This is a genomic window from Alcaligenes sp. RM2 (genome assembly GCF_052931795.1).
This window is the reverse complement of record NZ_JBRFIO010000001.1, coordinates 582229-597476: the sequence shown is the minus strand read 5'-3', so window position 1 is coordinate 597476 and position 15248 is coordinate 582229. Positions and strand designations below refer to the sequence as shown.

The 15248-nt window shown below is 56.2% G+C and carries 12 protein-coding genes; 3 read left to right on the top strand and 9 right to left on the bottom strand.

Features of this window, described 5'->3' with window-relative positions; all coding sequences use genetic code 11:
- Window positions 1-222: 222 nt before the first annotated feature.
- The 9 genes from ACU6HM_RS02715 to ACU6HM_RS02675 form a co-directional block, all read right to left on the bottom strand.
- The gene (locus tag ACU6HM_RS02715) at window positions 223-720 is read right to left on the bottom strand and encodes a hypothetical protein (protein WP_446763317.1); all 498 of its coding nucleotides are present in this window, start codon (window positions 718-720) and stop codon (window positions 223-225) included.
- Window positions 686-1777: a hypothetical protein gene (locus ACU6HM_RS02710; protein WP_446763316.1), complete on the bottom strand. Its 1092-nt coding sequence runs from the start codon at window positions 1775-1777 to the stop codon at window positions 686-688. The genes ACU6HM_RS02715 and ACU6HM_RS02710 overlap by 35 nt, the downstream gene beginning before the upstream one ends.
- 371 nt (window positions 1778-2148) lie before the next feature.
- Window positions 2149-2742, bottom strand: a complete 594-nt coding sequence (locus ACU6HM_RS02705) for a hypothetical protein (protein ID WP_446763315.1) — start codon at window positions 2740-2742, stop codon at window positions 2149-2151.
- On the bottom strand, window positions 2739-3728 hold the full coding sequence (locus tag ACU6HM_RS02700; RefSeq protein ID WP_446763314.1) for a TcpQ domain-containing protein: 990 nt from the start codon (window positions 3726-3728) through the stop codon (window positions 2739-2741). The genes ACU6HM_RS02705 and ACU6HM_RS02700 overlap by 4 nt, the downstream gene beginning before the upstream one ends.
- A gap of 103 nt (window positions 3729-3831) precedes the next feature.
- Window positions 3832-5145 (bottom strand): extracellular solute-binding protein, encoded by a 1314-nt coding sequence (locus ACU6HM_RS02695; protein WP_009455926.1) that lies wholly within the window; start codon window positions 5143-5145, stop codon window positions 3832-3834.
- Between the two features lie 7 nt (window positions 5146-5152).
- The gene (locus tag ACU6HM_RS02690) at window positions 5153-6406 is read right to left on the bottom strand and encodes a D-amino acid dehydrogenase (RefSeq protein WP_226348393.1); all 1254 of its coding nucleotides are present in this window, start codon (window positions 6404-6406) and stop codon (window positions 5153-5155) included.
- 37 nt (window positions 6407-6443) lie between these two features.
- Window positions 6444-7478 (bottom strand): CDP-6-deoxy-delta-3,4-glucoseen reductase, encoded by a 1035-nt coding sequence (locus tag ACU6HM_RS02685; protein WP_009455928.1) that lies wholly within the window; start codon window positions 7476-7478, stop codon window positions 6444-6446.
- Between the two features lie 60 nt (window positions 7479-7538).
- Complete coding sequence (gene parC, locus ACU6HM_RS02680) at window positions 7539-9848, bottom strand: DNA topoisomerase IV subunit A (RefSeq protein WP_446763313.1); 2310 nt, start codon at window positions 9846-9848, stop codon at window positions 7539-7541.
- 20 nt (window positions 9849-9868) lie between these two features.
- Entirely contained in the window at window positions 9869-11830 is a 1962-nt protein-coding gene (locus ACU6HM_RS02675; protein WP_031231877.1) for a DNA topoisomerase IV subunit B, read from the bottom strand.
- 233 nt (window positions 11831-12063) lie between these two features.
- Here ACU6HM_RS02675 and trxA point away from each other — a divergent pair, with 233 nt between their 5' ends.
- From trxA to gdhA, 3 genes are all read left to right on the top strand, one after another.
- On the top strand, window positions 12064-12390 hold the full coding sequence (trxA, locus tag ACU6HM_RS02670; RefSeq protein ID WP_009455930.1) for a thioredoxin TrxA: 327 nt from the start codon (window positions 12064-12066) through the stop codon (window positions 12388-12390).
- A 69-nt stretch (window positions 12391-12459) separates the two neighbouring features.
- Window positions 12460-13716 (top strand): transcription termination factor Rho, encoded by a 1257-nt coding sequence (gene rho / locus ACU6HM_RS02665; protein WP_009455931.1) that lies wholly within the window; start codon window positions 12460-12462, stop codon window positions 13714-13716.
- A 141-nt stretch (window positions 13717-13857) separates the two neighbouring features.
- On the top strand, window positions 13858-15198 hold the full coding sequence (gene gdhA / locus ACU6HM_RS02660; protein WP_009455932.1) for an NADP-specific glutamate dehydrogenase: 1341 nt from the start codon (window positions 13858-13860) through the stop codon (window positions 15196-15198).
- The last annotated feature ends 50 nt before the right edge of the window (window positions 15199-15248 follow it).

Below are 15248 nucleotides of genomic sequence, written 5' to 3'. Positions count from 1 at the left end.
AGAACAAGGCTCAAGCCTGACGAGCGACAAGCTCCGTAGTAACTTCCAACCCCGATATGATGAAAATCATGTCGGGGTTTTTTCTTGCTTCGGGTCTATGAAGCCGCCTGTCTGGTCTGCTGCTGCACGAACCCACGGCCTTGCTGACTCAAGAACAATCAGGCGTGAAACCTGGAAAGCAGTAGGCCTGGACTCCTGCGAATCGCAGAAGTCCTGTCACACTTAACCCTGCCTGGAAGGCAAACATAGTTTGATGGATTGCAGTTCAGGTTGCGGTTGCGGTTGCGGTTGCGGTTGCGGTTGCGGTTGCGGTTGCGGTTGCGCAGCTTGAGCCTGGGTTTGCCTGATTTCAAGCTCAATACAGCGACTACTCAAAGACAAGAGGCGCATGGACCTATCTCGCTCACGCCCTATCGGCCAAAGCTGTCCTTGCTGAAACAGGAGCAGACGCTGCTCATGCTGCACTTCGGCTAGCAACTGGGTGTCTTTTCCATAGATCGCTTTCAACTTCAATGCAGGGGTGGGCTTACTGGATTTGATCTTGGCCACATCAGGCTGACTCGCCCCCTCTTGCTCCTGTGGTGTCCTCAAGCAGGACGACATGTTCTGCCGCGCCTGTTCGGCTTCCAGCAACAGCATCTCCCTTACTATCGTCGCCATGGTTTCCATCGCCCAAGCCGGTGCACTAAACATCAGCGTCAGACCAAACAGAATGCTCAAAAGGGGTCTGCATGTAATCGGCCAGATCCTGATCAGCCAGATCCCGCTGCGCAGATTCATAAACATAGCCTTCCAGCTCCACGATAAAAGCGCTGCCCAGCAGCGAGGGGTAGGACCGCGAGTTCAATGACAAGCTCATACGCTCCCAGTGCAGTTCAGGAAGCTGGGCCGCCAGTAAATACACCGAACGCAGGGGTGATTGACTGAGCCAGGAGCGGCGCCACACGCCTGCCCTTGTTTGCTCATTTTCGTCGGAGGATTCACCCCACTGAGCGGGGCTCAATGACAAGCGCATAAAAGCAGGCTGCACGGCCGCCAGCTTGGCATGCAAACCTGGAGATGCCGCAGTTGGCATTCGCGTCTGATCTTTCGTTTCCAAGAGCTGAGGAATCCATGTCTGATACCCGCGCCGGATACTCAAAGCCCCCTGCCCCAAGCCGGTGAACTCCAGCACATTCGGCTCACGAATCTGGCTATTCATGGCCGCACTAAAACTTTGCACATCCTCAAACCCGTAATGTGCCCTGCACTCCCACAAGCCGGCCTGACGGCGACAATCCACCTGCTGCAATTGCCAGTCTGCCCCCTGGGCAGGAAGCTCCTCAATCAAGCCCAACACAGATTGAATACTCGTCAAACCATGCTCTTCCTGTGATGGACTTTGCTCCCAATCAGACGCCATGGCAGCCAAGCGAGCCCGAAGATCAAGGGAGAACACGCTTCCAAGCGTAGCCAACACCAGCAAAGAAAGAACCGCCAGACGAAGCGGGATCTTTTCACACCCACCAACACGCCTGACAGGCTGGCGCAGCATACGGCCCTGCGGTCTTCTGCCCTGTTCCAGACAGACCCATAAATCAGCAGGTTGCCGCAGTTCACGTATAGAGGGATAACGCGCCTGCATGGCCCGCCGCAAGGTCTGCACTTGCCCGATCTGAGCCAGGAGGCAATCGCTACCTTCCATCACCTGACCATGTTCAAGCACCAGAAACCACAAACGGCCAGGAGCCACCGTCCATAAAAGAAAAACTGCGTCCTGAGGGTGGTGGGCAGCCATACAGGCAGCCGCAGAATAGGCCTGAACTCGCGTTAGTCTGGCTCTTGAAGGCCCATTCTGGGCCAAGCGCAAGACAGATTGGGTCCTCCGGCTGTTCAGCCAACAACTTGGAACCCAAGCCATTGCCTGCCCTGCCATTTGCCCTGCTCGTTGTCCTGCTACATCCTCATCAGTCTTTTCCTGTACTTGTTGTAGTTCTTCTATTTGCCTTTCCGTTTGCTTACGTACCTGTTCTCTCAGCCCCGCTTTCACTCCCATCAAGCAAGTCCAATACGATCTCTTCATCCGACGATTTTGAGTCCGCCGCATACCGTCCCCGGCATCCACCCACTGCAACCCAAACCAGTACTCCCGCTCAGGCAAGACAGAACTCATTTCACACCCCGACCAATTAAGTTCCCTGCCCCTGACCCGTCCACTTGTCGCAATCCAGACGGCTGCTCCAAAGCCAGAGAACTCTCATCGCGATACAGCTCAATACGACCTGCCTGATACCGCCACTTCAGGCCATATACCGCTGCAATCTGATCCAACAAGGCTGACAAACGCAGTTGTTCAAAAATCAGACCTCCCTGCCGATTCGATTCCGCCCCCTCCTGCCCAACAGTTCGTGACGGGAAGTGCGTTAAAGGCAAACGAGCCTGCGGGCTAATGAAAACGCTCAGATCAGACAATAAAGACAAACGACGCGCCAGCTCATCCAGATCGGGCAAAGGCGCTTCCAAAGAAAAACTGAAGGTTTGTCTGGAGCGCAATGCCGCTGGCAAGGCAGCCGGTTTTCGTAAAGGCACGGCCGCCCCCAGCAACCAGGGCTTGTCGACAGACTGAGCATGGGCCACGGAGGATGGACTGTTGCCATCCAACACCACGGCATCATCCAGCCATGCCTGATCAACATGCTGCCCTGCTGTTTGCAAGCTGCAAGCCGCAATCAGTGGCAAAAGCAAGAGACAGAGATAATTCATGACTGTCCCTCGGGCGAAGCGCTGGGATCGCAGGCTTGCGGCCAAGCCAGAATCCTGAGCACCTGATTTGAGTAAAAACAGGCCTGCAAAGGATGAGCATTCAGTTGGGCAGCCGCCAACAACTGAGCCACAGCAGTCTCAAAGTCCCCCTCAAAGCGAGCCGCCGCCTTGATAGGGAAATCAACCTCCAAAGTCCAATGCTCAGGTGCAAAAACCCATTGCGCTTGCTTAGCCCATCGGACTAATGCCTGCCTCAAGGTTCTATCCTTGATTCGCAGTTCAAAAACAGGCTCTGCAATGGACTGTGCATCCACACCAGGAGCTGAGACTGGCAGCAACTCTGAACGGGCTTGAAAGGCTTGTGTCTGCAACACGTTCCCGAGAGCAGCCTCGCCCTCCTTCACTTGAGCCGCCATCCGATCTGGCGCAGGCTTTCCAGAAAACAGACCACTTTGCTCGGGAGAGCGGATATCGGAACGACTTGATGGGAAATGGCTTGGTAAAGAATCACCACGCTGGGAGAGACTGGCCCGGGCTTGCAGCTGATCCTTCTGTTGGCTACGGTCCTGTGGCAAGGCATCCGATGCCTCTACGTCAAATGCTGCAGCACCCTCAGCATGGGCACTCTTGCGCCCTAAACTAGCCTGCGCCTGTGCTCGTCCGGCCCGAAATATCAACTCCGTCCACAAGCCTTCAATCACTTGAAACTGCCCCAAGGGCTTCAAAGACAGCAGCGTTTCCTGTCCATTCCTGCGCCCCAACACCGCTGGCAGCATCTGCTCCGGTGCAAAATGCAGCCAGATACGCCTGCCGTTATCAAACACCTGCATAGGGCCGACTTGAGGGTCGCCAGACAAGCGCCAATCGAAGTTAAAGACGCGTGTTCCCGGATCAGCCAACAGGCCATCAGGCCCCTGACTGGTCTGACAGGCAGACAACCCCAGGCCACACATCAGCAAGACGCAGAAACGGACAAGAAAACGCATTGCGAGCACCCAAAGAAAAAACCCCATGTCCCGTCAAGGGCATGGGGTTTATCTTCAAGGATGCTCGCTCAAGCCGCCAGATCGGCTTGTACGCACAGATAAATCAGCGTCCTTTCTGAGCCACCAGTCGGTTGGCTTCCGTGGCGGCGGTACGCAAGGCCGTCATGGCAGGTTGCTGACCGTCCAGCGCGCTTTCCAGGCTCTGGTTGAACACGGCGCGAATCTGGCGGTAGTTCCGGAAGTTGCCCTTGGCTGTACCCGATGTACCGCTGCTGTAGGCGCCCACCAGGTGCATCCAGTCGCCCTTGTCCTTGTAGTAGTCGCTACCCGTGGCATTAAAGGCTTCGCGGCTGACGGGCAAAAAGCCTGTTTTCTGATACCAGCGAGCGGCGTTCTCTGGCTGAGCCAACCAGCTGATGAAGCGGGCCGAAGCCTGGTTCTGTTCAGCGTTATGGCCCTTCACCGCCCACAGCGCCGAGCCGGTCACAAAAGGCTTGCCGGGGGTTTGGGTGACTTCAGGGTAGTAAGGCAGACCAGTCACAGCGTACTTCAGGCCGCGCGTGTCGCTGTACTCACCGATATGGCCGGAGTTGGAGAACATGACTGCACATTCACCCTTGGCAAAACGCTGGGGCGACTCGGGCAAGGTGCCGGGTTTGACCATCAGCTCGGATTTCACCCAACTGATCATCATGGACAAGTGACGGATATACATCACGTCAAAATCAAAGCCCACTTTGCCTTTAACCTTGGGTCCGGGTGCCAGACCGTAAATCTGGTTATTAACCGCTGCCAGGTTCTCCAGGTTGATGGAGACAGACTGGTCGGAGGTCAAAGGACAACGGCGCGAGCCTTTATTGGCCAGATCAACCAGTTGAGCTTGCAAGTCCAGCCAGACACGGCTGGGCACGGGAGGCTCGATCTTGGCTTTATCAAACGCTTCCAGGTTGTAGTACATGACCGGAATTTCGGCCATGTAGGGGAAGCCTTGCAATTGGCCACGGCCATTGCGCACAAAGGAATTCGAGGCCAGGAACCAGGACACATTGTCCATTTTTTCCCGAGCCAGCAAGGTGTGCATGGGCATGATGTAGGAGCGGTCGGCGACCTCGTCCAGGCCGGACATCTCGCCTAACTGCACCAGATTGGGCAAATCCTTGCCCGCTTGCATGACCTGCTCCAAAGAGGCTTCTGTGTCATGCGCCTTGACCGACACCTTGACGTCGCTCTGGCTACGATTGAAATCCCGAACCAAGCGTTCGAACTCGTCCTGATTGTGCGAGTTCAAAGCGGTCCAGACCTGAATATCAACGGCTGCCAGGGCGGTCGACCCGAACAGCAAAGCGGCTGAGCCACCCGCTGCCATCGCCAAAGCCATAACACCACGTTTCAACAGTAATCCGCGTAGATTTTTCATACATCCTTCAAGATAAAAAAGGAAATTCAGGTTCGGGTTTGTGCCCCATGACCAGGTCCGCCAAGGCTCGGCCAGAGCCTATGCCCATGGTCCACCCCAAGGTGCCATGCCCGGTATTCAGGTACAGGTTGGGAATGGAGGATCGGCCTATCAGTGGGACATTTGATGCTGTGGCAGGACGCAGTCCTGACCAGAAATGAACATTATCAAAATCCAATGCGCTTGGGAACAGATCAGCCACATGCGTTAACAAAGCCTGACAGCGGGCGGGGTTCAAGCTACGCGTATAGCCCGACAATTCGGCCGTTCCAGCAACCCGCAGGCTATCGCCCAGGCGGGAAAAAACCAGTTTGTGATCTTTATCTGTCAGGCTGACAGTAGGCGCGCCCTCGGGGACCAGCACCGGGAAGGTGGCCGAATAGCCTTTGGCCGGATAAACGGGGCAGGAAATTCCCAGCGGCTGCAGGACGGTAGGGCTGAAACTACCCATGGCCACCACGAAGGCGTCTGCCTGTATGGAGTCGTACGCACCATCCGCGCCTATGACCTCGACCCCCACCACTCGGCCCTTGGCCGTCAGCAAACGGGTGATTTGAGTAGAAAAGCGAAATTCCACTCCGGCTCGCCTGGCCATGGCCGCCAAACCGCAGGTGAATTGATTGGCATCGCCCGACTCATCATCTTTGGTGTAGTCGCCACCCACGATCTGGCCGCGCGCCGATGCCAGGGCAGGCTCCAGCTGCACCAGTTCGTCCACGCTCATGATGCGGCGGTCCACTCCCATATCTCGCATGACATCGGCCATTTGCTGGGAGTCGTCCAGGCTTTGGGCATCCCGGTAAAACGTAATGATGCCTTTTTCCTGATGGCGATAATCAAAATCCAGGCTGGGACGCAATTGCTTGAGCGTGCTGCGGCTGTATTCCGCCATGGCCACCAGCGCGCGCACATTGGGCGTAACCCGCCCCGGCAGGCACTCTCGCAAGAAAGACAGGCACCAGCGCCACTGGCGCAGGTCCAGACGCGGACGGAACAACAAGGGAGCATCGTCCTGCAACAACCATTTCAGCAGTTTGAGCGGCATTTTCGGGTTGGCCCAGGGCTCGGCATACGAGACCGAGATTTGCCCGCCATTGGCACGCGAGGTTTCCTGCGCGGGACCGGTTCCCCGATCCACGACCACCACCTCACAACCTTGCTGGCTGAGCCACCAGGCAGTTGATACCCCAATAATGCCGCTGCCCAGAACTGCTACTTTCATGTGTACTGTCCGCTTGTTGAGCTATTGATCAAGACGCTTACTTGACGTCTGCCAGCGACGTAAAGGCATCTGCAAAATAATTGTCCGGATTCAGTTGAGCCTGCTCCACAAAGTCCTTGCGAGCTGCTTCAACCATACCCGGCGCGCCACAGGCGTACACCTGCCAGGCCGACAAATCCGGCAAATCAGCCAGTACCGCCTGGTGCACAAAGCCCGTACGACCTGTCCAGCCATCTTCAGGCTGAGCGTCGGAAATCACCGGAATGAAACGCAAGTTAGGCAGTTCGCTGGCCCATTTCTCGGCCAGTTCGGACTGGTACAGATCCTTGGGTCGACGCCCGCCCCAATACAAAGCCACTTCGCGCTGGCTGCCGGTTTGAATCAGACGCTCGATCAAGGCCTTGATCGGAGCAAAACCCGTACCGCTGGCCAGGAACACCATAGGTGCAGCGCTGTCTTCACGCAGGAAGAAAGAACCCAAAGGCGCTTCCACACGCAGAATTTCGCGCTCTTTCATGGCGGTAGCACCAGCACCAAAGACGTGATCGGTAAACACGCCACCGGGCATGTGACGGATATGCAATTCAACCTGATTGTCTTCCCGTGGCGGTGTCGCCATGGAATAACTACGACGGCTGCCATCTTTCAGGATGAATTCCAGGTACTGACCCGGGTAGTAACGGAATGGCTCGGACGATGGCATTTGCAAACGCACCACCATCACATCATCACGTACTTTTTCCAGACCCACCACGCGCGACGGCATTTTACGAATCTGGATATCAGTCGCCATGCGAATTTCGTGCGATTCGATCAACATGTCGCTGCTGGGCTTGGCCTGACAGAACAGGGTGTAACCTGCAGCGCGGTCCTCTTCGCTCAGCAATTGCTCGGGCGCACGGCCTGCATCGTATTCGCCTTCAATGACCTTGCCACGGCAAGACGAACAGGTGCCATTGCGGCAGCTGTAGGGCAAGACAATACCGGCATTGAGCGCGCCATCCAGCACAGACTGTCCGGGCTGTACGTCAAAACTGTGCCCGCTGGGCTGAACCGTGACTTTGAAACTCATATCCAACACTCAAAAAGAAATCTATCAGGCGGAGGGCCAGCCTCCGGCGGCTATACAAATTCAGGACTCTTCAGGCCGATGCAGCACAGGGTCGTTCATTTTAAGCGACAGGGCCTTGCCTTTGCCTGCCCGCTTGCCCAGATAATTGGCCAGCATGTCCAGATCCATCACAATGGTCGACAGACGCTTGCGGTTCACTCCACTGACGGCCAGACCCGCCTCACCAAAGGCAACCCATTGACTGAGCGTATCGCCCTCGTTCAGTTTGATCAGCACCGTGCCACGCCCCCCTTTGGACAGCACTTTCAACTCCTTGATGTCCACCACCAGGAAACGTCCCTGCTCGCTGAGCAGGCCCACGTACTGATCATCCGGGCGCAAGGCCAAGGGCTTGAGCAGCTTTTTGCCATCCTCGACGGTGACAAACTGCTTGCCCGCTTTCTGCCGTGTATTCATATCGCCCTGAGAAGCCACAAAACCGTAGCCGTCGCAGGCAGCCAGCAAGTAGTTCTGGTCCAAAGGCGCCCCCAGAATATGCTCAATGGGCGCACTGGGGCTGACTTCAATCATGGAGGTAATGGGCTGACCATCGCCACGCGCTGAAGGCAAACTGGAGACCGGAACAGTATAGACCCGGCCATCGGTGCCGATGGCGACCAGGTCCGTGGTACTGCGACACTCCAGCGCATCGCGCAAGCCATCGCCGGTCTTGAAGCTGAATTGCGAGGCGTCATGGCCATGGCCCTGGCGTGAACGCAGCCAGCCTTTGCGCGACACAATCACGGTAACCGGCTCGTCAACCACCTTGGTTTCCAGCACAGCGCGCTCGGCCGCTTCAATCAGGGTACGACGGTCATCACCATAGGTTTTAACGTCTGCTTCAATCTCACGAATCATTAGACGCTTCAAGGCTTTGGGGTCGTCCAGCAGCTTTTGCAAAGACTCCTGCTCGTCCAGACGCTCTTTCAGCTCTTTCTCGATCTTGAAGCCCTCCAGACGCGCCAACTGACGCAAGCGCATTTCCAGAATATCGTCAGCCTGACGCTCGCTCAGATCAAAGCGCTCCATCAGGGCTGCACGCGGCTCGTCGGATTCGCGGATAGTTTGGATGACTTCATCCACATTCAGGTACACCACCATGCGCCCTTGCAGCACATGAATACGGTCGGTGACCTTATCCAGACGGTAGCGAGTACGACGCTCCATCGTGTGACGGCGGAATTCCAGCCAGTTCAGCAAGACCTGGCGCAAGGAACGCTGACCGGGACGGCCATCCGTATCAATACACACCAGGTTGATGGAAACGTTGCGCTCCAGGCTGGTCTGCGCCAGCAAGGTGGTCACGAACTCGTCCCGATCAATGGCGCGGGATTTGGGTTCAAAGACCAGGCGAACCGCAGCCTGCTTGCCCGACTCGTCACGCACGGCATCAAGCATGTTCAGCATCAAGGCTTTGGTTTGCTGCTGCTCGGTGCTCAGCGATTTCTTGCCAGCCTTGACCTTGGGATTGGTGCGCTCTTCAATCTCTTCCAGAATCTGCTGGGAGGAGCTGCCGGGCGGCAATTCTGTGACGACCAATTGCCATTGGCCACGGGCCATTTCCTCGAATACCCAACGGGCACGAGCCTTGATGGAACCACGGCCTTGGGCGTACACCGCCGCAATATCGTCTGCGGCGGAAATAATCTGACCACCACCCGCAAAGTCCGGGCCGGGAACGATCTCGTGTATGTCCTGATCGCTCAAATTCGGGTTGCGCAACAGGCTGACGCAGGCTTGGGCGACTTCACGCAGGTTGTGGGAAGGTATCTCTGTCGCCATCCCGACGGCAATCCCCGATGCGCCGTTAAGCAGCATGATGGGCAGGCGTGCAGGCAAAGTCACCGGCTCTTTCTGGCTGCCATCGTAGTTGGGGATGAAGTCCACTGTGCCTTCGTCCAGCTCGTCCAGCAGCAGACGCGAGAACGGTGTCAGACGTGCTTCCGTGTAACGCATGGCGGCGGCATTGTCACCGTCGCGCGAGCCAAAGTTACCCTGCCCGTCTACCAGCGGATAACGCAGCACAAAATCCTGTGCCATACGCACCATGGCGTCATAGGCGGCCTGGTCACCGTGCGGGTGATATTTACCCAGCACATCCCCCACCACACGGGCCGATTTCACAGGCTTGGCCGTCGGACCCAGACCCATGGCATCCATCGCGTACAAAATGCGGCGCTGCACCGGTTTCTGGCCATCGGTCAGATCGGGCAAGGCACGTCCACGTACCACTGAAACGGCGTAATCCAGATAAGCCTGTTCCGCGTAAGTCGCCAGCGTGATGCTATCGTCCGAACCCGCCGGTTCAAAATCCAATTGATTGCTATCCATAAATAACTCTTAAGTCGGGCTCAGACGTCCAGATCGGCCAAATTGCCTTTTTCTTCCAACCAGGCTCGGCGGGCCGAGGCCTCACCCTTGCCCATCAGCATGGTGAACATGGCTTGTGTATCGCTCAGGCCATCCTCCCCCCAATGCACAGGCAGCAAACGGCGGGTGTCCGGATTCATGGTGGTATCCCACAGCTGCTCCGCACTCATTTCACCCAGACCTTTAAAACGGCTGATGCTCCAGGATTCATTGCGTATGCCTTCGTTGCGCAGTTTTTCCAGAATGGCGTCCAGCTCCCCCTGATCCAGACAGTAGATCTTGCGGGCCGGGCGTTTGCCAGCGGCAGGCACGTCTACACGGAACAAGGGGGGACGCGCCACATACACGTGGCCCGCCTCGATCAGTTTGGGGAAATGACGGAAGAACAGCGTCAACAACAGCACCTGAATGTGCGAGCCGTCCACGTCCGCATCAGACAGGATACAGATACGGCCATAACGCAAACCGGACAGATCCGGCTCGGACTGGGCGTCGTGCGGGTCCACGCCGATCGCCACGGAAATATCGTGAATTTCCTGGTTAGCGAACAAGCGGTCCTTATCGACCTCCCAAGCGTTCAGAACCTTGCCGCGCAGGGGCAAGATAGCCTGAAATTCCTTGTCACGGCCCATCTTGGCCGAACCGCCAGCCGAGTCACCCTCGACCAGAAACAGTTCCGAACTTTCCAGATCGTGCGACTCGCAATCCGTCAGCTTGCCGGGCAACACGGCCACGCCCGAGCTCTTGCGTTTCTCCACCTTCTGCGCCGAACGGGTACGGGCCTGAGCCTGACGCACCGCCACTTCAGCCAATTTGCGACCCTGATCCACATTGGCATGCAGATGCAGTTCCAGCGCATTGCGCACATAGCCACTGACCAGACGCACGGCGTCACGGCTATTGAGCTTTTCCTTGATCTGCCCTTGAAACTGCGGGTCCAGCACTTTGGCCGAGAGCACGAAGCTGGCCCGGGCAAATACGTCCTCGGCCTGCAGCTTGACGCCTTTGGGAATCAGGCTATGCAGTTCGGCAAAACTGCGCACGGCTTGATACAAGCCATCGCGCAAGCCCGATTCATGTGTTCCCCCAGCTGGGGTTGGGATCAGATTGACATAGGACTCACGCACAATATTGGAGTCCAGCGCCCAGGCCACCACCCAGTGCGCACCTTCGCCGGCGGAGAAATTATCGTCATCTTGCGGGGCGTACTGGCGGCCCTCAAAGAGAGGAACCAGCAGCTCCACCCCTTCCATTTCCTCCTGCAGGTAGCCGCGCAAACCGTCCTCGTAGCGCCACTGCTGGCGCTGGCCGGTTTTTTGCTGCACCAGTTCCACCGTCACGCCTTCCAGCAGGACGGCCTTGCTATGCAGGATATGAGTCAGTTGGGCCAGGGGAATCTGGGCGGAATCAAAATATTTGGCATCGGGCCAGACCCGCACACGGGTACCCGTCTTGCGCTTGGCCACCGTGCCCGTTTGGGTCAGGGGCTGCTCCAGCTCCCCGTCGGCAAACACAATCTCGTTGGCCTGGCCATCGCGCCAGACCAGCACTTCCAGGCGACGAGACAAGGCGTTGGTCACCGACACACCCACCCCGTGCAAACCGCCGGAAAAGGCGTAGGCACCGCCATTGAGCTTGTCGAACTTGCCCCCGGCATGCAGTCGCGTGAACACCAGTTCCACCACCGGCGCATTTTCTTCAGGGTGCAAGCCAACAGGAATACCGCGCCCGTCATCCTCAACCTGTATGCCGCCGTCCTCCAGCAAGGTGACAGTCAGTGTGCGGGCAAAACCAGCCAGGGCTTCGTCGGCCGCGTTATCGATGACCTCCTGCACAATATGCAGGGGATTATCCGTGCGGGTATACATGGCCGGGCGCTGACGGACCGGTTCCAGCCCTTTGAGCACCCGTATAGAAGATTCGTCGTAACGTGTAGTAGACAACTTGATTCCCGGTAGATCGTACAGAAAAACGCTATTTTACGAGTGGTTAGGCGCCAGTGGGGAAACGCTTTATTGGCGCGCGTTGCGCAGCGAATGCACATTATCAACCAGACCCAATGGTATCCTGTCAAAAATTGGCAACAAGACCGTCGCAATTGGCCGTAGAATACATTGTGCTCAGGTCACGCCACACGTATAGTTTTTCGTTATTCTCACTTTTTTTGTATCTAGCCATGAGCGACTCCATTAAACACATCACGGACGCCTCCTTTGAGTCTGACGTCCTTAACGCCGACCTTCCCGTTCTGGTCGATTACTGGGCTGCCTGGTGCGGTCCTTGTAAAATGATTGCCCCTTTGCTTGATGAGGCAGCCGAACTGTACCAAGGTCGTGTTATCATCGCTAAGCTCAACGTCGATGAAAATCCCGACACCCCAGCTCAATATGGTGTTCGCGGTATTCCAACGCTCATGCTGTTTAAAGACGGCAAAGTGGCCGAAACTAAAGTCGGTGCACTTTCCAAGTCCCAACTTAGCGCGTTTCTCGACAGCTCCCTGTAATCTCTGATTAACCGCACGCAGGCCCTTCGCTGGCCTGCGGTCTGCTGCTGAAAGCCCTTCCCCACTCCCATGCACCTGAACGAATTAAAAGCTCTGCACGTCTCGCAGCTGCTAGAAATGGCTGCCACTCTGGAAATCGACAACGCGAACCGCTTGCGCAAGCAAGAGCTGATGTTCGCCATCATGAAAAAGCACGCCAAAAAGGGCGAGCAGATTTTCGGCGACGGGGTGCTTGAAGTCCTGCCTGATGGTTTTGGCTTTCTGCGTTCGCCAGAAACCTCTTACCTGGCCAGCACAGACGATATCTATATCTCCCCTTCGCAGATACGTCGTTTCAATCTGCACACGGGTGACTCCATTGAAGGTGAAGTGCGCACCCCTAAAGACGGCGAGCGCTACTTTGCCCTGGTAAAAGTTGATAAGGTTAACGGCATGCAACCCGAGGCCATCAAACATCGCATCATGTTTGAGAACCTGACGCCGCTGCACCCGGACCAGCCCATGCGCCTGGAGCGCGACATCAAAAGCGAAGAGAACATCACAGGCCGTATCCTGGATATCTTCTCGCCTATCGGTAAAGGCCAGCGCGCCCTGATCGTGGCCAGCCCCAAATCCGGTAAAACCGTGATGATGCAGCACATGGCTCACGCCATCACGACCAATTACCCCGAGGCCATCATGATCGTCCTGCTAGTGGACGAGCGCCCCGAGGAAGTAACCGAAATGCAGCGCACCGTGCGCGGCGAAGTGGTGGCCTCCACCTTTGACGAACCCGCCACACGTCACGTGCAAGTGGCCGAGATGGTCATTGAAAAGGCCAAACGCCTGGTTGAATTGAAAAAAGACGTGGTGATCCTGCTGGACTCCATTACCCGTCTGGCACGCGCCTACAACACCGTGGTCCCTGCTTCGGGCAAGGTTTTGACCGGTGGTGTGGACGCCAACGCCCTGCAGCGCCCCAAACGCTTTTTTGGCGCTGCCCGTAATCTGGAAGAAGGTGGCTCCTTGACCATCATCGGTACAGCCCTGATTGAAACCGGCAGCCGCATGGACGAAGTCATCTATGAAGAATTTAAAGGTACCGGCAACTCCGAAATCCATCTGGAGCGCCGTCTGGCCGAGAAACGTATTTACCCAGCCATCAACCTGAACAAATCAGGCACACGTCGTGAAGAGTTGCTGATCAAGCCCGACCTTCTACAAAAGGTCTGGGTTCTGCGCAAGTTCATCCATGGGATGGATGAAATTGAAGCCATGGAGTTTATCCTGGACAAAATCCGGGCCACAAAGACCAACTCCGAATTCTTCGACATGATGAAGAAGTAAATCGAACATCCTGCGCAAGCCTCTCTATACGAGAGGCTTGCTTGCGATGGGCGTATGATCGGGTGCATTCCCGTGCATCCATTCTTTCAATCTGCTGAGTTCTACTCGAAATCTCAGTATTGCAAACAGAGTTCGCTTGCAATGAAATCTATCTCTCTAGAACAGTTCCTAGCCAGAGTGCAGTCCCGCGACCCCAACCAGCCTGAATTCATGCAGGCCGTTCGGGAAGTCATGACCAGCTTGTGGCCCTTCATCGAGAAAAACCCCCAGTACGCCGATCATGGTCTGCTCGAGCGTCTGGTCGAACCCGAACGTGCTATCCAGTTTCGTATTTCCTGGGTAGATGATCGTGGCCAGGTTCAGGTCAATCGCGGCTTCCGTATTCAACACAGCAATGCCATCGGTCCTTTCAAGGGCGGCATGCGTTTTCACCCCTCGGTGAACCTGTCCATTTTGAAGTTTCTGGCATTTGAACAGACCTTCAAGAATGCCTTGACCACTCTGCCCATGGGCGGCGGCAAAGGCGGCTCGGACTTTGATCCCAAAGGCAAGTCGGATGGCGAAGTGATGCGCTTTTGCCAGGCCCTGATCGTTGAGCTGTACCGTCACTTGGGCCCCGATACCGACGTTCCTGCTGGTGATATCGGCGTGGGCGCGCGTGAAGTGGGCTTTATGGCCGGCATGATGAAAAAACTCTCCAACAGCGCAGCCAGTGTGTTCACCGGCAAGGATTTGTGCTTTGGCGGCAGTTTGATTCGTCCTGAGGCCACTGGTTATGGCACCGTATATTTCGTACAGGAAATGTTGGCACGTAAAGGGCTGTCCTTGGACGGCATGACAGTGTCCGTTTCCGGCTCGGGCAATGTGGCTCAGTACGCCATTGAAAAATGCCTGGATCTGGGTGCCAAAGTCGTTACCGTTTCCGACTCGCAAGGTTGCGTGGTGGACATGGACGGCTTTACACGTGAAAAACTGGCTTCCCTGATGCACGTTAAAAATGTACAGCGTGGCAGTCTGGTCGATTACGCCCAGCAACATCACCTGCTGTACGAACAAGGCAAACGTCCTTGGCATATCCCTGTGGATGTCGCCCTGCCTTGCGCCACCCAGAACGAACTGGACGGCAAGGATGCTGAAATCCTGATCAAGAACGGTGTACGTTGCGTTGCCGAAGGTGCCAATATGCCCAGCACGCTGGATGCAGTCGATGCCTTTATCCACGCCAAGATCCTGTATGCCCCAGGCAAAGCCAGCAATGCGGGCGGTGTTGCCGTATCCGGTCTGGAAATGAGCCAAAACGCCCAGCGCTTGAGCTGGACACGCGAACAAGTTGACGCAAAGCTGCACTCCATCATGCGTGACATCCACGAAAATTGTGTGAACTATGGTCAAGAAAGCAACTTCATCAACTACGTTAACGGCGCCAATATTGCCGGCTTTGTCAAAGTCGCCAATGCCATGCGTCATCAAGGCGTTTATTAAGTTTTGCGCCTTGCTCAGTAGTCAAAAAAACCGCCCACAAGGCGGTTTTT

What these genes read in the sequence shown, in the direction of transcription:
- ACU6HM_RS02695 (WP_009455926.1), bottom strand. Translation starts at nt 5,145, where the DNA reads ATGAAAAATCTACGCGGATTACTGTTGAAACGTGGTGTTATGGCTTTG.
- ACU6HM_RS02685 (WP_009455928.1), bottom strand. Translation starts at nt 7,478, where the DNA reads ATGAGTTTCAAAGTCACGGTTCAGCCCAGCGGGCACAGTTTTGACGTA.
- gdhA (WP_009455932.1), top strand. Translation starts at nt 13,858, where the DNA reads ATGAAATCTATCTCTCTAGAACAGTTCCTAGCCAGAGTGCAGTCCCGC.
- rho (WP_009455931.1), top strand. Translation starts at nt 12,460, where the DNA reads ATGCACCTGAACGAATTAAAAGCTCTGCACGTCTCGCAGCTGCTAGAA.
- parC (WP_446763313.1), bottom strand. Translation starts at nt 9,848, where the DNA reads ATGGATAGCAATCAATTGGATTTTGAACCGGCGGGTTCGGACGATAGC.
- trxA (WP_009455930.1), top strand. Translation starts at nt 12,064, where the DNA reads ATGAGCGACTCCATTAAACACATCACGGACGCCTCCTTTGAGTCTGAC.
- ACU6HM_RS02700 (WP_446763314.1), bottom strand. Translation starts at nt 3,728, where the DNA reads ATGCGTTTTCTTGTCCGTTTCTGCGTCTTGCTGATGTGTGGCCTGGGG.
- ACU6HM_RS02690 (WP_226348393.1), bottom strand. Translation starts at nt 6,406, where the DNA reads ATGAAAGTAGCAGTTCTGGGCAGCGGCATTATTGGGGTATCAACTGCC.
- ACU6HM_RS02705 (WP_446763315.1), bottom strand. Translation starts at nt 2,742, where the DNA reads ATGAATTATCTCTGTCTCTTGCTTTTGCCACTGATTGCGGCTTGCAGC.
- ACU6HM_RS02710 (WP_446763316.1), bottom strand. Translation starts at nt 1,777, where the DNA reads ATGGCTGCCCACCACCCTCAGGACGCAGTTTTTCTTTTATGGACGGTG.